The 20,605-nt window shown below is 72.2% G+C and carries 17 protein-coding genes; 12 read left to right on the top strand and 5 right to left on the bottom strand.

Features of this window, described 5'->3' with window-relative positions; translation table 11 throughout:
* Window positions 1-754 precede the first annotated feature (754 nt).
* Window positions 755-1,039 carry a hypothetical protein gene (locus ACZ7PG_RS13740; RefSeq protein WP_470239437.1) on the bottom strand — a complete coding sequence of 95 codons (285 nt, stop codon included), beginning with the start codon at window positions 1,037-1,039 and terminating at the stop codon, window positions 755-757.
* A gap of 367 nt (window positions 1,040-1,406) precedes the next feature.
* Here ACZ7PG_RS13740 and ACZ7PG_RS13735 point away from each other — a divergent pair, with 367 nt between their 5' ends.
* The 9 genes from ACZ7PG_RS13735 to ACZ7PG_RS13695 all read left to right on the top strand — a co-directional run bounded on the left by ACZ7PG_RS13735 (window position 1,407) and on the right by ACZ7PG_RS13695 (window position 11,002).
* Entirely contained in the window at window positions 1,407-2,876 is a 1,470-nt protein-coding gene (locus tag ACZ7PG_RS13735) for a hypothetical protein (protein ID WP_470239436.1), read from the top strand.
* Window positions 2,866-3,189 (top strand): hypothetical protein, encoded by a 324-nt coding sequence (locus ACZ7PG_RS13730; protein WP_470239435.1) that lies wholly within the window; start codon window positions 2,866-2,868, stop codon window positions 3,187-3,189. The genes ACZ7PG_RS13735 and ACZ7PG_RS13730 overlap by 11 nt, the downstream gene beginning before the upstream one ends.
* 118 nt (window positions 3,190-3,307) lie before the next feature.
* Window positions 3,308-4,477 (top strand): ADP-forming succinate--CoA ligase subunit beta, encoded by a 1,170-nt coding sequence (gene sucC / locus ACZ7PG_RS13725; RefSeq protein WP_470239434.1) that lies wholly within the window; start codon window positions 3,308-3,310, stop codon window positions 4,475-4,477.
* Window positions 4,478-4,479: 2 nt separating this feature from the next.
* The gene (gene sucD, locus ACZ7PG_RS13720; RefSeq protein WP_360480574.1) at window positions 4,480-5,370 is read left to right on the top strand and encodes a succinate--CoA ligase subunit alpha; all 891 of its coding nucleotides are present in this window, start codon (window positions 4,480-4,482) and stop codon (window positions 5,368-5,370) included.
* Window positions 5,371-5,577: 207 nt separating this feature from the next.
* Entirely contained in the window at window positions 5,578-6,378 is an 801-nt protein-coding gene (locus ACZ7PG_RS13715; RefSeq protein WP_470239433.1) for a DUF5336 domain-containing protein, read from the top strand.
* Window positions 6,379-6,529: 151 nt separating this feature from the next.
* Complete coding sequence (locus ACZ7PG_RS13710; protein WP_470239432.1) at window positions 6,530-7,984, top strand: cell division protein PerM; 1,455 nt, start codon at window positions 6,530-6,532, stop codon at window positions 7,982-7,984.
* Window positions 7,985-8,061: 77 nt separating this feature from the next.
* Complete coding sequence (gene purN / locus ACZ7PG_RS13705; RefSeq protein ID WP_470239431.1) at window positions 8,062-8,679, top strand: phosphoribosylglycinamide formyltransferase; 618 nt, start codon at window positions 8,062-8,064, stop codon at window positions 8,677-8,679.
* Window positions 8,669-10,228 (top strand): bifunctional phosphoribosylaminoimidazolecarboxamide formyltransferase/IMP cyclohydrolase, encoded by a 1,560-nt coding sequence (gene purH, locus ACZ7PG_RS13700; protein WP_470239430.1) that lies wholly within the window; start codon window positions 8,669-8,671, stop codon window positions 10,226-10,228. Before purN ends, purH begins: the two co-directional genes overlap by 11 nt.
* A 30-nt stretch (window positions 10,229-10,258) precedes the next feature.
* Window positions 10,259-11,002, top strand: coding sequence for a hypothetical protein (locus ACZ7PG_RS13695; protein ID WP_470239429.1), 744 nt, complete (start codon window positions 10,259-10,261; stop codon window positions 11,000-11,002).
* Here ACZ7PG_RS13695 and ACZ7PG_RS13690 read toward each other — a convergent pair.
* From ACZ7PG_RS13690 to ACZ7PG_RS13680, 3 genes are all read right to left on the bottom strand, one after another.
* Window positions 10,986-11,504 (bottom strand): GNAT family N-acetyltransferase, encoded by a 519-nt coding sequence (locus ACZ7PG_RS13690; RefSeq protein ID WP_470239428.1) that lies wholly within the window; start codon window positions 11,502-11,504, stop codon window positions 10,986-10,988. The two genes, ACZ7PG_RS13695 and ACZ7PG_RS13690, sit on opposite strands and share 17 nt — an antisense overlap.
* On the bottom strand, window positions 11,501-12,250 hold the full coding sequence (locus tag ACZ7PG_RS13685) for a hypothetical protein (RefSeq protein WP_470239427.1): 750 nt from the start codon (window positions 12,248-12,250) through the stop codon (window positions 11,501-11,503). The genes ACZ7PG_RS13690 and ACZ7PG_RS13685 overlap by 4 nt, the downstream gene beginning before the upstream one ends.
* 68 nt (window positions 12,251-12,318) lie before the next feature.
* Window positions 12,319-12,786 (bottom strand): GNAT family N-acetyltransferase, encoded by a 468-nt coding sequence (locus tag ACZ7PG_RS13680; protein WP_470239426.1) that lies wholly within the window; start codon window positions 12,784-12,786, stop codon window positions 12,319-12,321.
* Between the two features lie 247 nt (window positions 12,787-13,033).
* Between ACZ7PG_RS13680 and ACZ7PG_RS13675 the strand changes: the two genes are divergently transcribed.
* From ACZ7PG_RS13675 to ACZ7PG_RS13665, 3 genes are all read left to right on the top strand, one after another.
* On the top strand, window positions 13,034-13,732 hold the full coding sequence (locus ACZ7PG_RS13675; protein WP_470239425.1) for a hypothetical protein: 699 nt from the start codon (window positions 13,034-13,036) through the stop codon (window positions 13,730-13,732).
* Between the two features lie 325 nt (window positions 13,733-14,057).
* Window positions 14,058-15,665, top strand: a complete 1,608-nt coding sequence (locus ACZ7PG_RS13670; protein ID WP_470239424.1) for a DNA polymerase Y family protein — start codon at window positions 14,058-14,060, stop codon at window positions 15,663-15,665.
* A gap of 899 nt (window positions 15,666-16,564) precedes the next feature.
* Complete coding sequence (locus ACZ7PG_RS13665) at window positions 16,565-19,870, top strand: error-prone DNA polymerase (RefSeq protein WP_470239423.1); 3,306 nt, start codon at window positions 16,565-16,567, stop codon at window positions 19,868-19,870.
* Here the strand turns inward: ACZ7PG_RS13665 and ACZ7PG_RS13660 are convergent.
* Complete coding sequence (locus ACZ7PG_RS13660; RefSeq protein WP_470239422.1) at window positions 19,863-20,591, bottom strand: class I SAM-dependent methyltransferase; 729 nt, start codon at window positions 20,589-20,591, stop codon at window positions 19,863-19,865. The two genes, ACZ7PG_RS13665 and ACZ7PG_RS13660, sit on opposite strands and share 8 nt — an antisense overlap.
* Window positions 20,592-20,605: the final 14 nt, after the last annotated feature.

The following is a 20,605-nucleotide window of genomic DNA, read 5'->3' as shown; positions in this document are numbered from 1 at the left end:
TTGCGTCCACCTGTGGGGATTACCCAAAGTTAGACGGGGTTTACTGCATTGGTTGTGACTTGCCTTACAGCTCTTGCGGACCGTTATGGACAGACGAACGGAGTTGAGGGGTCGAAGGGCCGGAATAAGGGTTTGCCTGGTGATGTTCGAGCCTTTTCGACACCTGCGTGCGGCTCGGGTCGAGCTTGAGGCGTGGACACAGGTGCCTCGCGAGGTCTCGCGGAGCGACCGTTCATCGACGCACGTGAACCGCTCACCGACTCGCGCCGGAATCCGATTCGTTGGTGCCGGGTTTGTCCGAGTTCTCGGGGTTGCGCGGCGAGGATTCATAGGTTCCTGGTGACCGGGTCACGCTTTCGACCACCGTCGATCAGGCCGAGACCCAGCCCAACCAACGGCGCCTTCATGCCCGGCTCTCCGACGCAGGCCCGACAACTCGCCCCGCCCGGAAGCCCGTACTTCTTGTCGCCCGGCCTTCCGCCTCGCTGGCAGCCCGCACCGCTCGACGACTCGCGCCCCGCTGGGACGTCCCGCACCGGCCGGACTTGCTAGCGTCGCGGGCGATGCCCCCACGCTCAGAGCCCCCGACCGGGAGCACCCCCGGCTCCCCGGCCTCCCCGCAGGACCCCGCGGCCACCCATTCCCCCGGCAAGCGGAAGCCTCCTCGCGCACAGACTTCCCGGCAGACGCCCGAAGAAACCACCGAATCCTCGGAAGCGGCGCCCGGTCAAGTCCCCACCGACGCGCAGAGCCCTCACCCCGAGCCCGCCGACGCGGCGAAAGCCGAGGCCGGCCCGGCGAACACTCGCGCGCCGAGCGCTGGGCCCGGATCCGCCGGCGCGGCGAAGGCCGGGTCCGCCCGTGCGGCGAAAACCGGGGCCGGCCCGGCGAACACTCGCGCGCCGAGCGCTGGGCCCGGATCCGCCGGCGCGGCGAAGGCCGGGTCCGCCCGTGCGGCGAAAACCGGAGCCGACTCGGCGAACACCCGCGCGGCGAGCGCTCGGACCGAGCCCGCCGCTGCGGCGAAGGCCGGTGCCACCGGCGCGGCGGCTGCTCGCTCTGGACCTACCTCCGCGGCGGAGCCCAGGCCCACTCGCCCGGCCGGCCCGGCAACCACCCGACCCAAGCCCCCGGCAACGGCCGAACCCCCCACCTGGGCCGAAGACACCACCCCCTCCGGCCCCCTGACCACCGCGCTGGTCCTAGCCGCACTCGGCGCCATAGCTCTCACCGCCGCTGGCTTCATCCGCGTCTCCCCGGCCGCAGCCCCCGGCTTCACAAGCTGGCCCTGGCTAGCCGTCCTCGCACTCGCACCCGTCGTCGCCGCCATAGGCGCCGCCGGTCAAAGACCCGCCCTCGCCAAAGGTCTCCTCCTCGGCCTGGCCGCCCTCGCCCCCGGCCGGCTGGTGCTCGACCTCCAGTTCGCCGTCAACGGCCCCCTCACCATCCGCCCCGAGCTCTACCTCCCCGACCACTTCATCGGCGGCTCCGCCGTCGGCGCGGGGTTCTGGCTGCTCCTCGCCGGGCAACTCCTCACCGGGGCCGCCGGGATTGCCGCCTGGCGGGCCGGCCGAAACAACGACGAACCCGAACGCCGACGGTGGCGGCTGCTCGTTCCGCTGCTCGCCGTGACCGCCTCCGTCGGGCTGCTGACCGCTCCCGTCGGCTCCGACAACGGCTTCCTCCTCGCCCGCGCCGCTTTCGAAGGGCCCTGGCCCGCGCTCGGCGGCTACCTGCTGCTCGCCGCCGCGCTGCCGCTGACCGCTGCCCTCGCCCTCGCCTCTCCCTCCGAAACCACCGCGAAAGGCACCCTGCTCGGCCTCACCGCCGCCGCCTTCGGGGTCGCCGTTCCGCCCGTCCTCTCCGGCCTGGCGAGAGATGACCTGCACGTCGCCTGGGGTCCCGTCGTCGTTCTCGGCGCGATGGCCGTCACCGCCGGGCTCGCCTTCACCCGGCTGACCGAAGCCACGGAAACCACCGAACGGGACGTCAAGATCGTCGGTCTCTTCTGGTGGCGCCTGACGACCGGCGTGCTCGGCCTCGCCACCGCGGCCGCCGCCCTGATCGGTGCCTTCGCGCCGCAAGTCGCCGTCACCGCGCTCGACCCCGGTGCCGACGCCGTGGTCCGGGCCGCCGCCGAAAGTCCCGCGCGGTGGTTCCTGCTCGTCGCCGCGCTCGTCGTCGCCGTTGCCGCGCTCGGCGTCCTCGTTCCCGCCACGGCCCGGGCCGCACGTCCCGTGCTCGGGCTCGCCTGGGCGGGGATCGTCCTGGCCGGCACCGCCGTCCTGAACACCGCGCTGACCGCCACCCAGGCCGGCAACCTCGCCGGGTTCGGGGGCGCGGACCTCGGCGGTGCCACCCCCGTCTTCAGCTACGACCTCGGCGCCGGCGCGGCGTGGACGTTCGCCGCGCTCGTGCTCGCCGCCCTGGTCGCGCTCGCCGCCGTCGGGACCGGGGTCGTCGAACGCGAGGACGCCGACAGCCGCGCCGAGGCGGGCACGAACCTGCTGACCCCCGTCGTCGCCGGTGGGGTGCTGGCGATCGCCGCCTTCGGGCTGCCCGTCTTCAGCGTGCCCGGCTACCTCGCGCCCGGGCTCTGGTCGAACTTCGACACGCCCTCGTGGGGACTGCTGACCGCCGTCGTGACGGTCGTCGGCGCGGCCGCGCTGGCGCTGCGATCGCGGCCCAAGCCCGCGGCGGCGCTGCTGACCGGTGCTGCTCTGCTCGTCGCGCTGCACGCCGCGGAGCTGCCGCTCGTCGGCGGCACCCTCGGCGACGCGAGCCCGTCGACCGGCTTCTGGGTCGCCCTCGCCGCCGTGGCCGCGTTGCTCGTCGCGGCCGGCCTGGCGGTCGCGGGCGGCCGACGTGAGCCGTGAGCGGCCGCGGGTGCTCGTCGTCGAGTTCGCCCGCCCCGATCCGGCCGCCGTCGCGCTGGGCCGCGCGCTGCGCGACGACGGCATGGAGGTCGTCCACGCCGGCCGGCTGGACACCGTCGAGCAGATCGTCCGGACCGCCGAACAGGAGGACCCGGACGCCGTCGCCGTGTTCGGTGAGCCGCCCGGCCTCGAACGGGCGCTCGACCCCGTCCGCGTGGTCACGGTCGACGGGAAATCCCCGGAAGAAGCCGTGGAACGGTTGCGCGGTGGGCGGTCTCACACCGCGGGAACACCGTCTGACCGCGCACGGTGACCGACTTCACCAGGTGCGGAGTCTCCTTCGTCTGCGCAGGTCGCTAACCTCGACTGGTCCGACAGCGCGGTCCGGTCGCGGACCACCTGCAGTGGCGTGTCGTCAGGAGACTGGAGTAGTGGACCTCTACGAGTACCAGGCGAGGGATCTCTTCGCCGCCCACGGAGTACCGGTTCTGCCGGGCTCGGTGGCTAGCACCCCCGAAGAAGCCAAGGCCGCCGCGGAGCAGATCGGTAACCAGGTCGTCGTCAAGGCGCAGGTGAAGGTCGGCGGCCGCGGTAAGGCGGGCGGCGTCAAGCTGGCCCAGACCCCGGACGAGGCGAAGGAGAAGGCGGAAGCCATCCTCGGCCTCGACATCAAGGGCCACATCACGCGTCGCGTGCTGGTGGCCGAAGCCTCGGACATCTCGTCCGAGTACTACTTCTCCTTCCTGCTGGACCGGTCCAACCGGACCTTCCTGGCGATGGCGTCCTCCGAGGGCGGCATGGAGATCGAGCAGCTCGCCGTCGAGCGCCCCGAGGCGCTCGCCAAGATCCCGGTCGACTCGATCACCGGGGTCGACAAGGCGAAGGCGCTCGAGATCCTGAAGGCCGGCAACTTCCCGGCCGACATCATCGACGAGGCCGCCGACGTCGTCGTGAAGCTCTGGGAGACCTTCGTCTCCGAGGACGCCACGCTGGTCGAGGTCAACCCGCTGGTCCGTGACCCGCAGGACAAGATCATCGCCCTCGACGGCAAGGTCACCCTCGACGAGAACGCGGACTTCCGCCAGCCGGGCCACGAGGCCCTGGTGGACAAGGACGCGGAGAACCCGCTCGAGGCGAAGGCCAAGGCCAAGAACCTCAACTACGTCAAGCTCGACGGCCAGGTCGGCATCATCGGCAACGGCGCGGGCCTCGTCATGTCCACTTTGGACGTCGTGGCGTACGCGGGCGAGAAGCACGGCGGCGTGAAGCCGGCGAACTTCCTCGACATCGGCGGCGGCGCGTCGGCCGAGGTCATGGCGGCCGGGCTGGACGTCATCCTCAACGACACCGACGTGAAGAGCGTCTTCGTCAACGTCTTCGGCGGCATCACCGCGTGCGACGCGGTGGCCACCGGCATCGTCGAGGCCCTGAAGATCCTGGGTGACGAGGCCACCAAGCCGCTGGTCGTCCGCCTGGACGGCAACAACGTCGTCGAGGGTCGCCAGATCCTGGCCGACGCGAACCACCCGCTGGTCACCGTGGTGGACACAATGGACAACGCGGCCGACAAGGCTGCCGAGCTCGCCGCGGCAGGTGCGTGAAGATGTCGATCTTCCTGAACGAGAACAGCAAGGTCATCGTGCAGGGGCTCACCGGCTCCGAGGGCATGAAGCACGCGACCAAGATGCTGAAGTCCGGCACGAACATCGTGGGTGGCGTCAACGCCCGCAAGGCCGGCCAGACCGTCACCATCGAGGGCAAGGACCTCAAGGTCTTCGGCACCGTCGAAGAGGCGATCAAGGAGACCGGCGCCGACGTGTCGGTCATCTTCGTGCCGCCGAAGTTCGCGAAGGACGCCGTCGTCGAGGCGATCGACGCCGAGATCCCGCTGGCCGTCGTCATCACCGAGGGCATCCCGGTGCACGACTCGGCCTACTTCTGGGCGCACGCGGTCGCCAAGGGCAACACGACCCGGATCATCGGGCCGAACTGCCCCGGCGTCATCAGCCCGGGCAAGTCGAACGCCGGCATCATCCCGGCCGACATCTCCGGCCCGGGCCAGATCGGCCTCGTGTCGAAGTCCGGCACGCTGACCTACCAGATGATGTACGAGCTGCGGGACATCGGCTTCTCCACCGCGGTCGGCATCGGCGGTGACCCCATCATCGGCACCACGCACATCGACGCCCTCGAGGCGTTCGAGGCGGACCCCGAGACCAAGGTCATCGTGATGATCGGCGAGATCGGTGGCGACGCGGAAGAGCGCGCCGCGGCCTACATCAAGGACAACGTGACGAAGCCGGTCGTCGGCTACGTCGCGGGCTTCACCGCGCCCGAGGGCAAGACGATGGGCCACGCGGGCGCCATCGTCTCCGGCTCCTCAGGCACGGCCGCCGCGAAGAAGGAGGCCCTCGAGGCCGCCGGCGTCAAGGTCGGGAAGACCCCGAGCGAGACCGCCGTCCTGGCGCGTGAGCTGTACAACAACCTCGGCTGAATTCGCTGAGTAACCGCTGGTCGAGCCGGGCGCCCCACAGGTGCCCGGCTCTTCCGCGTTTCACGACGAAACCTCCCGAGGTATTCACGCGTCTGATGGGCTGGTGGCCTTGGAGTGCGCTAGCGTTCTGCGCACGCAAGCCGCCTCGTCTTCCCCGGGTGCCCGCGTGCCCCGGAGTGCCGGTCGAACCGACAGGAGTGCTTCCCGATGACCTTCCCCAGCGGTGGGCCTGGCTACCCCCAGCAGGGTGGCGGCCAGCAGCCCCCCGGACCGCCGTCCAGTGGCTTCCCCGCGCAGCAGCCGCCGCACTCGCACCAGGCGCCCTCGGGCGCCGCGGGCCTCACGCAGAACCTGCCGCTGCTGCTCGCGCTGGGCGTCGCGGTGTTCGGCCTCGTCCAGTACTTCCTCGGGTTCTCCGACAACGGCAACGTCGGCCTCGGCACGACGTTGCTGCTGGCCGGCGGCCTGCTCGCCGCGATGCACGCCCTGCCGAAGGGCCCGAAGACGCTGCCGTTCGCCGCGCTGCTCAGCGTGCTCGGCGCGCTCGACGTCCTGGACACGCTGATCGGGATGCAGACTTCGCCCGGCATCGTCACCGTCATCCTGATCCTGGGGATCCTGCAGATGGCCGCCGCGGTCGGCGCGGTGCTGATCGAGTACGACGTCGTCAAGCCGCCGGCGCCGAAGCCCGCCGCGCCGTCCTACGGCGGCCAGTACGGCCAGCCCGGACCGTCAGGACAGGCAGGCCAGGCCGGCCAGCCCGGCCAGCAGCAGTACGGCCAGCCCGGTCAGCAGTACGGCCAGCAGCCGGGGCACGGGCCCGTTTCTCAGGCCGGGGAGCCGTCGCCGCCGTTCACACCGGGCCAGTACGGCTCGCCGAACCCGCCCTCGACCACGCCGCCGCCGGGGCCGCAGGCCACGACGTACGCCCCGCAGCAGGGCTCGTTCTTCCAGCAGCCGCCGGGGGACAACCCGCACACGCCGCCCGGCGGTTTCGGCAAGAGCTGACGTAGTTCCCGGCACCCGCTGTGACGCTCTGTGTCACAGCGGGTGTCTTGCACTCCGGGGGTTACTCGACCGGGTGGGTTAGCTTCCCCACGCTGCCCGGCGGCGGCGTGGCTCACCCGGTCGGACCAGCCCGGATGTCAGGGTGCGGATCATGGACCTGCTCACCGACTCCCGCGAGGAGCCGGTGGGCGACCTCGAACCCGACGTCGAACTCTCCGGGGCGGCGCGGGTGCGGGTGTTGCTCGCCGCCGCCCTCGGCCCGCTGGTCACCGGCTACGCCGCCGTGGCGACCGTGCTGACGCTGGTGGCGCTCACCGCCCCGCGCACCGTCTTCTCCGGCACCGGCGTGCTGCTGGCCGCCGGGCCCGGCTGGCTCGCCGCGCACCAGGTGCGGCTCGACCTCGGCGTGCACCCGCTCGGCGTGCTGCCGCTGCTGCCGACGCTGGGCGCGCTCGCGCTGGCCGCGCGGACGGCGTCCGGTGCCGTCGTGCGGCTGGGCTACCGGACACCCCGTGAGGCCTTGCCGGTGTTCGCGACGATCACCGGCGCGCACGCGCTGTTCGGGCTCGTCATCGCGCTCTGCGCGCAGGGCTCGTCGGTGTCGGCGAACCCGCTGGTCGCCTTCGCCGTCCCCGGGCTGCTCGCCGCGGCGGCTTCGGCGGTGGGCATCGTCCGGTGCTGCGGGCTGCCGGACGTCGTCGCCGAGCGCCTCGACCCCCTCGCCCTGCGCGGGGTCCGGGCCGGTGCGCTGGGGCTCGCGGTGCTGGTGGCCTGCGGGGCCGCCGTGTTCACCGTCGCGACCGCGCTGTCCTGGCGGACGGTGGCGGACATGTACGAGCCCGCGCTCGGCAGCAGCTTCGGGATGTTCCTGCTGTCGGTGCTGTACCTGCCGAACGCCGTGACGGCCGTGCTGTCGTTCGTCACCGGCCCCGGCTTCTCGATCGGCGACCTGAACGTCGGGATGTTCGGCTACCGCGGCGGTGCCGTCCCCGGCGTGCCGCTGCTGGGCGGCCTGCCCGAGCACCACGCGGCGTGGTGGCCGGCGCTGCTGGTCCTGCCCGCGGCGACCGGCGTGCTCGTCGGCTGGTCGCTGCGCAAGGTCGACGCGGACCCGGCGCAGCGCATCCGGACGGTCGCGGTGGCCGGCGCGGTGGTCGCGCTCGGCTGCGTCCTGCTGGGCACGCTGTCCGGCGGTCGGCTCGGCGACGGCGCGTTCGACCCGGTGAGCGTCCCGGTCGGCGTCGCGTCGGTCGTCGCGTTCTGCTGGATCGTCATCCCGGGCGCGTTCACGGCGTTCTTCGCGGGTGAGCACGAGCCGCCCGCGCCGCCCGAAGCGCTCGAAGACAACGAAGCCTTCTCGGACGCCGAAGACGTCGACGTCGACGAAGCCGCCGAGGCCGTCGAGGAACTCGAAGAGTCCGAAGAGGACGAAGAGACCGAAGAAGAAACCGAAGAAGAACCCGACGAGGACGCGGAGTTCGACGCCGAAGCCGACGCCGAGCTCGGTCTCGAAGAACCGGCCGACGAGGTCCCCGAAGCCGACGAGGTTGTGACCGGAGGCACCGAGACCTGCGGCGACGTCGAGGCGGCCGAGACCGACCGTTAGGGTTGACGTGACCTGGTGAAGCGCCGTGCGCCCGGCTGCGCACCGCCCGCGGCAAGGAGCCCGCTCTGTCTCAACGGTTGGACCTGCCCACTCCGGTGAAGCTCGTCGTGCTCGCGTCGGGTTCCGGCACCCTCCTGCAGGCGGTGCTGGACGCCACCGGGCGGTCCGGCTTCCCGGCGAAGGTCATCGCCGTCGGCGCCGACCGCACCGGCATCGAAGCGCTGACCCGCGCCGAGCGCATGAGCATCCCGGCGTTCACCGTCCGCGTCGCGGACCACCCCGACCGCGCGGCCTGGGACAAGGCGCTGACCGAGGCCGTCGGGGCCTACCAGCCCGACCTCGTCGTCTCCGCCGGGTTCATGAAGATCCTCGGCGAGCAGTTCCTCGGCCGGTTCACGGTGGTCAACACGCACCCGGCGCTGCTCCCGTCGTTCCCCGGGATGCACGCGGTGCGCGACGCGCTGGAGGCCGGCGTCAAGGTCACCGGCTCGACCGTGCACTTCGCGGACGCCGGGGTCGACACCGGGCCGATCATCGCCCAGGAAGCCGTCGTCGTGGAAAACGACGACACCGAAGACGTCCTGCACGAACGGATCAAGGCCGTCGAGCGCAGGCTGCTGGTGGAAACGATCGAGCGACTCGGCCGCGGCGGCTGCGCCGTGGACGGACGAAAGGTGACATTTCGTGAGCACTGACCTGGGACGGCGCCCGGTCCGCCGGGCGCTGATCGGCGTCTCGGACAAGGCGGGCCTGCTGGACCTCGCGACCGGCCTGCACGCGGCCGGCGTCGAGATCGTCTCCACCGGCGGCACGGCGAAGGCCATCGCCGACGCGGGTGTCCCGGTCACGCCGGTCGAAGACGTCACCGGTTTCCCCGAATCGCTCGACGGCCGCGTCAAGACGCTGCACCCGAACGTGCACGCCGGGCTGCTCGCCGACCAGGGCAACCCCGACCACGTCGAGCAGCTGCGCAAGCTGGACATCGCGGCGTTCGACCTGCTGGTCGTGAACCTGTACCCGTTCACGCAGACCGTCGCCTCCGGCGCGAGCCCCGAGGACTGCGTCGAGAACATCGACATCGGCGGCCCGGCCATGGTCCGCGGGGCCGCGAAGAACCACGGCAGCGTCGCGGTCGTCGTCGACCCGGCCCGCTACGGCTGGGTCCTGGAGCGTGTCGCCGAGGGCGGCTTCGACCTCGCCGACCGCAAGCGCCTCGCCGCGCAGGCGTACGCGCACACGGCGTCCTACGACATCGCCGTCGCTTCGTGGTTCTCGAACGTCTACGCGCCCGCGGACGACTCCGGCTTCCCCGAGTTCTCGGGCATCAGCTGGGAACGCGGCGAGGTGCTGCGCTACGGCGAGAACCCGCACCAGAAGGCCGCACTGTACAAGGGACACCGGGCCGGGCTGGCGCACGCCGAGCAGCTGCACGGCAAGGCCATGTCCTACAACAACTACGTCGACACCGACGCCGCCCGCCGGGCCGCGTACGACTTCGACGGGCCCGCCGTCGCGATCATCAAGCACGCCAACCCGTGCGGCATCGCGGTCGGCACCGACATCGCCGAGGCGCACCGCAAGGCGCACGCGTGTGACCCGGTTTCGGCCTACGGCGGCGTCATCGCGACGAACCGGCCGGTCAGCCGCGAGGCGGCCGAGCAGATCGCCGAGGTGTTCACCGAGGTCGTGCTGGCGCCGGACTTCGACGCCGAGGCGCTGGAAATCCTGCAGCGCAAGAAGAACATCCGGCTGCTGAAGCTTCCCGAGGTCCCGGCGTCACCGATCGAGTTCCGCCAGATCTCCGGCGGCGTGCTGGTGCAGACCGTCGACGCGATCAACGCACCGGGCGACGACCCGGCTTCGTGGACGCTGGCGACCGGCACCCCGGCCGATGAGCAGACCCTGCGCGACCTCCAGTTCGCGTGGCGCTCGCTGCGCGCGGTGAAGTCGAACGCGATCCTGCTGGCCGCCGACGGCGCGACCGTCGGCGTCGGCATGGGCCAGGTCAACCGCGTCGACTCGTCGCGGCTCGCGGTCTCGCGGGCGGGCGACCGGGCCAAGGGTTCGGTGGGCGCGTCTGACGCGTTCTTCCCGTTCCCGGACGGCCTGGAGGTGCTGGTCGAGGCCGGTGTGCGGGCGGTCGTGCAGCCCGGTGGCTCGGTCCGCGACCCCGAGGTGATCGCGGCCGCGGAGAAGGCGGGCGTCACGATGTACCTGACGGGGACGCGCCACTTCGCGCACTGACCCCGGCTTCGCTTCGAGAGGGAGGGCTCGATGCAGCAACCACCACCGCCGTACGGACAGGGACAGCCGGGGCCGCAGGGGCCGTATCCCCAGCAGCCCGGCTACCCGCCGCCTGGCTATCCGCAGCAGCAGGGATATCCGCCGCCGGGCTACGGCCCGCCGATGCGGCCGCCGAAGAAGAAGCGGACCGGGCTGATCCTCGGGATCGTCGGCGCGGTGGTGGTGCTGCTCGGCGTGGGCATCCCGGGTGCGATCTTCGCGAGCGACTACTTCGCGAGCACCGGCGCGGCACCGTCGTCGTCGCCGGTGCCCGCCGAGTGCCAGGTCCCGGCCCAGACGCTGGAGAAGGCGGGTTTCCCGAGCTTCGCGCTGGGCGGCCCGGGCACCGCGAACGTGCCCGGCCTGAAGCAGGTCAACTGCAGCTGGAAGCCCGGGCCCGACGAGAACGTCCGCGACGCCACGCTGAGCGTCCGCATCACCGGGTACTCCGGGGAGGGCGCCCGCGAATCGGCGAACCAGCTGTACCAGCCGAAGGCGCCGGAGGTCCCGCCGACCGACGTGAAGGGCATCGGCGACAAGGCGGCGCTGGTCCGGCTGGTCACGAAGAGCGCGTTCAGCGGTTCCGAACTGCACGTCCTGAAGGGCACGACGGTGGTCATCGTCGAGGTGTCCGGCTGGGACAAGGGGTTCTTCTCGAACTCGCCGATGCCGCAGCAGGAGACCGACGACGCCGTGAAGGCGGTCGGCGCGGAGATCGTCAAGAAGCTGCGCTAGGGCGGAACAGCGCGTAGATCACTTCGTCGCGCCAACCACCGTCGCGCCAGGTGACCTCGCGCATCACGCCTTCGCGGTGGAAGCCCGCCCGCTCCAGCGTTTTCTGCTCGGCGGCGTTCCCGCCGTCGGTGAACGCCTCGAGCCGGTGGGCGCGCGTGACCGAGAAGATGTGCGCGACGAGCAGCCGGTGCGCGGCCAGGCCGACGCCGTGGCCACGGTGCTCCGGCAGCAGCGTCAGGCCGATCTCGAAGCAGCCTCCCGCGGGCCCGCCGCGGTCGGCGGCTTCCCAGCTCGCCATGCCGGCGACGACGTCGTCCGCGGTCACGGCCAGCGCCGTGTCGCGCGGGCCGATGTAACCGTCGTCGGCCCAGCGACGCCGGCGGATCCGCGGGTCCGCGAACCCGGTCCACTGGTGGGCACCCAGTACCGCGGGGTCGGTCGCGAACCGGTCCAGGATCGGCAGGTCCTCTTCGCGGAAGGGGCGCAGCGCGATGCCGGTCACGCGGGCGCGGGCAGTGCCTTGCAGAGCGCGACCGGGAACTTCGGCTCGGCCGCCCGGATCTCCTGGCAGCCGGCCGACTTGACCTGCGCGAACGACGTCCAGCCGGAGTCGTTCCAGCGGAAGACCGTGCGAGCGGGCGGCTCGGTCTGGCGCGCCGGCAGGTCGAGGACCAGCCAGTTCGGGTCGCAGCCGCGGGTCGTGCCCGCGCTCTGGGCGCCCGTCGCGGACACCGCGGCGCCGATCCAGGCCGGGTCGCAGTGGTCGGCGGGCGGGGCGCAGGTGCCCTGGGGAGCGCAGTGGCCCCAGCCGGCGCCGAGCTTGTGCCAGGCGTTGCCGTTGTCGCCGTTGAGGATCACCGTGCGGTTCGCGACCGGGGTGGTCGTGGCCAGCCGCAGCTCCGCGGGCACCTTGTCCTGACAGCCGCCCGCGGCGGGCCGGGTCGAGTAGACGACGTCGGCGCGGACGTCGGTCTTGGTCTCCACGACCTGCTCGATGCGCGGGTCCTGGACACAGCCGGGGTCCTTGCCGGGCAGGGCGACCTGCACGAACAGGCTGGTGTCGTCCGGTCCGGGGCGGATCCCGGTGACGTCGGCGCGGAACGAGCGCCACTCCACGCCCATCGTCGTCGGCCCGGGGGCCGCGGCCTTGGCGCCGGGCACGCCGCCGCCCGCGGTGAGCACGACGGTCAGCGCCGCACCCGCCGCGACCAGCGCGCCGGCGATCCACAGAGCCGGCCGTACGGTCATCGCCCACCCCCAGAAGTCCACCGGCGAATCTAGCCGACGCCACAGCGTCAGGCGGGCGGACCGGGTTTTTAGCGCTGTGTGACCTCTTTCTCGAGATACACGGCGCCGCTGATGTGGCCGCCGGCGTCGGGCGCGTCGGTGAGCTGATAGCCGGCCCGCTGGTAGAGCGTGATGTTGCGGGCGCTGCGGGCGCCGGTGAACAGGGCGAACCGGCGTGCCTCGGCGGGTGCGTGCGCCTCCGCGTGCTCGAGCAGCCTGCGGCCGAGCCCGCGGCCGGCGAGGTCCGGCGCGACCATCAGCCGGCCCAGCTCCCAGCAGTCGCCTTCGAGGCGGGCCCGCACCGCGCCGACGAGCCGGTGGTCCTGCCGCAGGACCCACGTCGACCAGGTCTTCGTCCAGTCGCGGATGTCCTCGAGGGTTTCGTGCAGCGCGGGGATGTCGAGGGTGTCGTTGAGGACGGCCTCCTGGACCCAGCAGCAGCGTTGCAGGACGAGCAGTTCCGGGCAGTCTTCGAGCCGGGCTTCGGTGAGCTCCACGCGGCACTGTCTAGCGATCGGGGTTCGGCGTGGGCAACTTCATTTCCCTGGCGGGTGAGCCTTTCCCGGCGTTTCCTGTCCCACCAGTGGGTGACTTGACACGTCGGGTGGTTCGCGGTTGACTTGTCCACGTCGAACAAGTGTTCGACGTGGAACCGCCGCCTTCCCCGCGGCGAACCAGTGCCGTCGGTCGAGTTTTGGGAGAGGCCCGACCGCCGGCCTAGTCCGTGGTGGGGAGGTGCGTGCGGTGACCGCTGTGGTGGAGCCGCCGGTGGCCCGGCTGGCGGCCCTGCCCGGGGTCAGCACGGCGAGCCGGGTCGCGGCGCAGGCCGAGCGGGCGCGGGCGACGGGGAAGGTGCTCCCGGTCGTCCCGGCGCTCGCCGGGTTGCTGCCCGCGGGCGGGCTCCGGCGCGGGAGCACGGTGGCGGTACACGGGGGGACGTCGCTGCTCTTGGCGCTGCTCGCCGAGGCCACCGCCGCCGGGTCGTGGGCGGCCGTGGCCGGTCTGCCGTCGCTGGGGCTGGCGGCGGCGGCCGAGTACGGCGTGGACCTCGCCCGGGTGGCGCTGGTCCCGCGTCCGGGCCCGGAGCTCCCGGCGGTGGTCGCGGCGCTGCTCGACGGCGTGGACCTGGTGGTGGTCAACGCGGACAAGGTGCAGGCAGCCGTGGCGCGGCGGCTGTCGGCCCGCGCCCGGCACCGCGGGGCGGTGCTGCTGGCATCCGGCGCGTGGCCGGCGGCGGACGTCGAGCTGTCGTGCCGGTTTTCGGCGTGGTCCGGCCTCGCGGACGGTTACGGCCACTTGCGTTCGCGGCAGGTTTCGGTCCGGGTCCACGGCCGCGGCGCGGCGGCCCGCCCGGCCTCGGCTTCGCTCACGCTCCCCGGCCCCGCGGGCTCGATCGCCCCCGCGGCACGTCCCGTCCCCGTCCAGGACGAGGCCACGGCATGACGCCCAGTCCAAAGTGGACCCCCGCCCCGGCCGGCCCCGAGATGCTCAAGTCCGCGTGTCGTCCACCCAGGCACGCGTGTCGTCCCGCTGAGTACGTGTGTCGTCCGCCTGGGTACGCGTGTCGGCCAGCCAGATGCGCGTGTCGTCCGCTCAATCACGCGTGTCGTCCGTCTGGGTACGCGAGTCGTCCCGCTGGGTACGCGGGTCGGCCCTCTGAGCGCACGTTTCGACCCTTCAATCACGCGTGTCGACCGTCCAATCACGCGTGTCGGCCTCTCGGTCACGCCTGCCCGTCCGGCTTTCGCCACTCGCGCGGGGAGGCCTCATGACCGTCCCCGCGCAACGTCGCTCCTCGGACCTCGCCACCCGGATGCTCGTCCTCTGGTGCCCGGACTGGCCCGTGGTCGCCGCCTCGGCCGTCGATGGGGTTCCCGTCACCGCGCCGGCCGCTGTTTTCAGTGCGAACCGCGTCGTCGCCAGCAATGCCGTTGCCCGGCGCAATGGTGTCCGGCGGGGGATGCGGCGGCGGGAGGCGCAGTCGAACTGTCCGGACCTGGCCGTCTTCGCCGCCGATGACGGCCGGGACGCGCGGCTCTTCGAAGCCGTCGCTCGGGCTGTCGAGACACTCGTCGTCGGGGTCGAGGTTGTGCGGCCGGGGCTCGTCGCGGTTCCCGTCGACGGCGCCGCCGGGTACTTCGGTGGCGAGCACGCCCTCGTCGAACGGCTCGTCGACGACGTCTCCGCCGCGGCGGGCGTCGAGTGCCAGGTCGGTGTCGCCGAAGGGCTCTTCGCCGCGACGCTCGCCGCCCGGTGCGGGGCGTTCGTCGAACCCGGGCGCGTCGCCGAGTTCCTCGCTCCGCTGCCCATCACCGAGCTCGACCAGCCGGGCGCCGAACGCGCGGAGCTCGTCGACCTGTTGCGACGGCTCGGGTTGCGGACGCTCGGCGCGTTCGCGGAGCTTCCGGAGCGTGACGTTGTCAACCGGTTCGGCGCGGGCGGCGTCCTCGCTCATCGGCTGGCGCGGGGCCGCTCCGAACGTCCGCCGCTGCGGCGGAGCCCGCCGCCCGAACTGACGCTCACCGAGGAGTTCGACCCGGTCGTCGAGCGGGTCGACGTCGCGGCGTTCCTCGCCAAGGGCCTCGCGACGCGGTTCTGCGCCGGCTTGGCCGGGCACGGCCTGGCCTGCACCCGGCTCGGCATCTACGCGGTCACCGAAGAGGGCGAACACCTCGGCCGCGCGTGGCGGTGCGCGGAACCGCTGACGCCCACCGGGGTCGCCGACCGCGTGCGCTGGCAGTTCGAAGGCTGGTTGCGCGACGCGCCGGGCCACCGTCCGACGTCGGGTGTGGTGCGGCTGCGGCTGGAACCCGAGGAGGTCGTCGAAGGACGGTCGCTGCAGCTCGACCTGTGGCAGAACGGTCGTTCCGCCGAGGACGACGAACGCGCGGCGCGGGCGTTCGTGCGGGTCCAGGGCCTGCTCGGGCCGGAAGGTGTGGTGACGCCGGTGCTCGACGGCGGCCGCGACCCGGCGGGCCGCGTCCGGCTGGTGCCCTGGGGCGACCCGCGCGAGCGGACGACGCCGGCGGACGCGACCTGGCCGGGACGGCTGCCGGCACCGTCCCCGGCGACGGTCCTCGACCGCCCGGTGCCGGCCCAGGTCTTCGACGCCGAGAGCAGGCCGGTCGGCATCACGCCGCGCGACCAGCTCACGGCGGTCCCGCGCGGTCTGAGCATCACCGGCGGCCCGCACCGGGAGGTCGTGGGGTGGGCAGGGCCGTGGCCCCTGGCGGGCGACCGCCGAAGACCGGGTCCGCCACGGGCACGCCTCCAGCTGCTGCTCGCGGGCGAGCCGGACGACCCGCCCGACGCGGTGCTGCTGCACTGCGCGGGCACGGAAAATCCACTGTGGACGGTCGAGGGAGTGTACGACTGAGCATGGACGAGGACTACGCACGAAAGCTCCGAGCCTGGCTGCGCGCAGAGCCGGGGACAACGCCCCGAAGGGCGGAAGAGGAGCGAGAGTGGCTGCGCGAGGTACCCGCCCCGGCGCCCGCCACCGAGGGCAGCTGGGCGGCCGACGAGCAGTTGCCGGCGCCCGGGGGTTCGACTGGTGAGCGCCCTCTGGCCCCGGCGGCTGACGGCGGTTGGGTGGTTGGCGAGCAGCTTCCCGCGCCGGCGGCCCACGAGGGTTTGGCTGGTGAGCGGCCGCCGCTCGGGTCCGCGAGCGGTGACCCGCGGGTTGCGGCTGACCGGACGCCTGCACCCGAGCCCGACTCGGGCGAAAGGTGGTCGGTTCGCGGGCAGCTGCCTGCCGGCCAACCCGACGCCGAGGAAGAGTGGGTGTGCCCGGTGATCGTGCTGCCGGTGCCGCGCTCGTCGCGGGAGAACGGCTGCCGGATGAGCGACGCCGAAGTCCGCAGCCGCCGGAACCACCCGTCGGGGCGGTTGCGTGGGGAAGCTGCGGAGCCCCGGCCGCTCCGCGAGAGCGAAGCCGAGGCCCGCAGCCGCCGGAATCATCCGTCGGGAAGGTTGCGTGAGGACGCCGCGGAGCCTCGACATGTGAGCGAAGCCGAGGCCCGCAGCCGTCGGAACCACCCGTCGGGACGGTTGCGTGAGGAAGCCGCGGAGCCCAGGCCACACCGCGAGAGCGAAGCCGAAGTCCGCAGCCGCCGGAACCACCCCTCGGGACGGTCGCGCGAGGAACCCGCGGAGCCCCGGCCCCACCTCGAAACCGAAGCCGAAGCACGCAGCCGCTGGAATCACCCCAGCAGCTGGCACCGCCGCCGCCGGGAGGGGCACCTGCCCGAAGAGCACGAGCCCGGGAGTCGCTAGATGGGCTGGAACAACCCACCCGTCCGCTGGAAGGACCTCGCCCGCAGCCTTGCCGGCGAGGTGCCTCCCGGGGACCACGGGGACAGCCCCGCCTGGGGCCGGCGGCGCGAGACCTACCAGCGGCCCGAGGACCTCCCCACCCGGCGCAACGACGATGGCGGCGAGACCGTCCGCGTCCCCTACGCCGAGCTGCACTGCCACTCCAACTTCAGCTTTCTCGACGGTGCCAGCCACCCCGAGGAGCTCGTCGAGGAAGCCGCTCGTCTGCAGCTCGATGCCATCGCCCTCACCGACCACGACGGCATGTACGGCGTCGTGCGCTTTGCCGAAGCCGCGCGGGAACTGGGTGTCAACACCGTCTTCGGCACCGAGCTCAGCTTCGGCCTCCGGAACCCGCAGAACGGCGTTGCCGACCCCGAAGGCGAGCACCTCCTCCTGCTCGCCCGCGGTGACCAGGGCTACCGGGCCCTCTGCCGCGCCATCACCGCCGGCCAGATCCACGAGGACGCCGAAAAGGGCAAACCGCGCTACGACCTCGGTGCGGTCGCCGAGGAGGTCGCCGGGCAGTGCGTTGTCCTCACGGGCTGCCGCAAGGGCGCCGTGCGCTCCGCCCTCGTCACGAACGGCCCCGGAGCCGCCGCGGAAAAACTGCGAGAACTCGTCGAGCGGTTCGGTCAGGACAACGTCTACGTCGAGCTCACCGACCACCGCCAACCCCTCGACAGCACGCACAACGACGTCCTGACGCAGCTCGCCGGCGAGCTGCACCTCCCGACCGTCGCCACCACCGCCGCGCACTACGCCCGGCCGGAACGCGCTCCGCTCGCCGACGCGCTCGCCGCCATCCGCGCCCGCCGGGGCATCGACGAGCTGGAAGGCTGGCTGCCCGCGGCCGGGACCGCCTTCCTCCGCGGCGGCGCCGAAATGGACGTCCTGTTCCGGCGCTACCCCGGTGCCGTCCGACGCTCGGCCCTCCTCGGCATGGAATGCGCTTTCCCGCTCAAGCTGATCGCCCCGGAGCTGCCGCCCTTCGACGTCCCCGAGGGCCACACCGAGACGACCTTCCTCCGCGAGCTCACCCGGAAGGGCGTGGACGAGCGCTTCAAAGGCAAACCGCACGAGGACAAGGCACGCGAACAGATCGAGCACGAACTCGAGATCATCGAGCAGCTCGGTTTCCCCGGGTACTTCCTGATCGTCTGGGACATCGTCCGCTTCTGCAACGAACACAGAATCCTCTGCCAGGGCCGGGGCTCGGCCGCGAACTCGGCCGTCTGCTACGCCCTCGGCATCACGAAGGTCGACTCGGTGGCCAACAAGCTGCTCTTCGAGCGCTTCCTCGCCCCGGACCGCGACGGCTACCCGGACATCGACCTCGACATCGAGTCCGACCGCCGCGAGGAGGCCATCCAGTACGTCTTCAAAAAACACGGCCGCCTGCGGACCGCCCAGGTCGCGAACGTCATCACCTACCGTGCCCGGTCCGCCGTCCGGGACGCCGCACGCGCCCTCGGCTACTCGCCGGGCCAGCAAGACGCCTGGAGCAAGCAGATCGATCGCTGGGGATCGTTGCGCACCACCGAAAAGGACCACGACCACGACATCCCGGACGACGTCGTGCAGCTCGCGTTCGCCCTCGAGGACTTCCCGCGCCACCTCGGCATCCACTCCGGCGGGATGGTCATGTGCCACGAGCCGGTGAGCCAGGTCGTGCCGGTGGAGTGGGCGCGGATGGCCGACCGCAGCGTCATCCAGTGGGAGAAAGAGGACTGCGCCGCCGCCGGGCTCGTCAAGTTCGACCTCCTCGGCCTCGGCATGCTCTCGGCGCTGCACTACATGCTCGACCTCGTCGAGGAGCACAAGGGCGAGAAGATCGACCTCGCCGAGCTGGACCTCACCGACCAGAAGGTCTACGACATGCTGTGCCGCGCCGACGCGATCGGCGTGTTCCAGGTCGAAAGCCGGGCCCAGCTCGCGACCCTGCCCCGCCTCGAGCCGCGGGAGTTCTACGACCTCGCCGTCGAGGTCGCGCTGATCCGCCCCGGCCCGATCCAGGGCGGTTCGGTGCACCCCTACATCCGCCGCAAGCAGGGCCGCGAAAGCTGGGAGTACGACCACCCGCTGCTGGAAAACGCGCTGCACAAGACCAAGGGCGTGCCGCTGTTCCAGGAGCAGATGATGCAGATCGCCCTGGACGTCGCGAACTTCACCGCGGCGGAGGCCGACCAGCTGCGCCACGCGATGGGGTCGAAGCGCTCGGAACGGAAGATGGAGCGGCTGCGGCAGCGCTTCCTCGAAGGCGCCGCCGCGAACGGCGTGGAAACGGAGCTCGCCGGGAAGATCTTCCTGAAGCTCAAGGCGTTCGCGAACTTCGGCTTCCCGGAAAGTCACGCGCTGAGCTTCGCGCACCTCGTGTTTTCGAGCGCCTATTTCAAGCTCTACCACCCGGACGCGTTCCTCGCGGGCCTGCTGCGCGCGCAGCCGATGGGCTTCTACTCGCCGCAGTCGCTGGTCGCCGACGCGCGGCGCCACGGCGTCACCGTGCACGGCCCGGACATCAACCGCAGCCTGCCGCACGCGACGCTGGAACCGTTGCCGGACAAGGGACACGCTGTGCGCACCGGGCTGAGCACCGTGCGGATGATCGGCGAGGACGTCGCGAAGCGGATCGCCGCCGAACGACAGGAAAACGGCGACTACACCGACATGGCCGACGTCGCCCGCCGCGTGCGGCTGAAGACCCCGCAGATCGAGGCGCTCGCCACGGCCGGCGCGTTCGCCGGGTTCGGCGGCGACCGCCGGCAGGCGCTGTGGACCGCGGGTGCCGTCGCCGGGGAACGCCCGGAGAAGCTGCCGGGCCTGGTCGGCGGGCAGGCCCCGGTGCTGCCGGGGATGGACGGCCTCGACCTCGCCGCGGCGGACGTCTGGGCCACCGGCGTCTCACCGGACAGCTACCCGACCGAGTTCATCCGCGACCGCCTCGACGCGCTCGGCGTCGTCCCGGCGAACGGCCTGGCCGGCCTCGAAGACGGCGCGCGCGTGCTGATCGGCGGCGCCGTCACGCACCGGCAGCGCCCGGCGACCGCGGGCGGCGTCACCTTCCTCAACATCGAGGACGAGACGGGGATGGTCAACGTGATCTGCACGCTCGGCCTGTGGCAGCGCTACCACCGCGTCGCGCGCGCGAGCCCGGCGCTGCTGATCCGCGGGGTGGTGGAGAAGGCCGACGGCGTGGTCAGCGTCCTCGCCGACCGCGTCGAGGCGCTGCCGATGCGGATCAAGGCGAAGTCGCGGGACTTCAGGTGAGCGGGCGCCGCACGATCGTGACGATCTCCGGGCTGTCATCGGTCACCGGCGTCCTGTCCCAGTAGCCGTACTGCTCGTCGACGACCAGCCCGGCGTCCTCGATGAACTCGCCCAGGGAAGGAACGTCGAGGAAGCGCAGCGTGCTTTCGCTGTACTGCGGCGCGTCCCAGCTCGGGCTTTCGTACGTCGCTTTGAAGGTGACGTACCCGTTCTCGAACGGGCCCGCGTCGTTCCACGACCGCACTCCACCGGCTTCCGACACATTCCGCGGAGTCCAGCGCTCCCAGGCCCGAGCGGCCGGGTTGCGCGTGTCGAACCCGAACCGGCCACCGGGCCGAAGTGCGCGGCGGACGGCCGAGAACGCCGTCCGGAGCTCGTCGTCGGTCAGCAGCACCTGGAACGCGTGCCCGGTCATCACGGCGAAGTCGAACTCGCCGTCCCAGGCGGCGGTCGACAAATCGCCGTGCACCCACTCGACGTCGTCCCGGCGGCGGGCCTGGATCAGCATGCCTTCAGCGGGATCGAGGCCGACGAGCCGTCCTTCGTGGCCCGACTCGCGCGCCCAGTGCAGCAGGGAACCGGTGCCGCAGCCGACGTCGAGGACCGACTCCGCGGCCATGATCATCGGCAGGTAGAACGCGAAGTCGCCGCTGCTCTCGCGCGGGTTCATCGTGTCGTAGAGCGAGGCGAGGTAGGGATCGACGTAGTCGTGGTCGGGCACGGTGTCACCGTAGT

The organism is Amycolatopsis sp. NPDC114504 (assembly GCF_055633595.1).
This window is presented reverse-complemented; position numbering and strand designations above follow the sequence as displayed.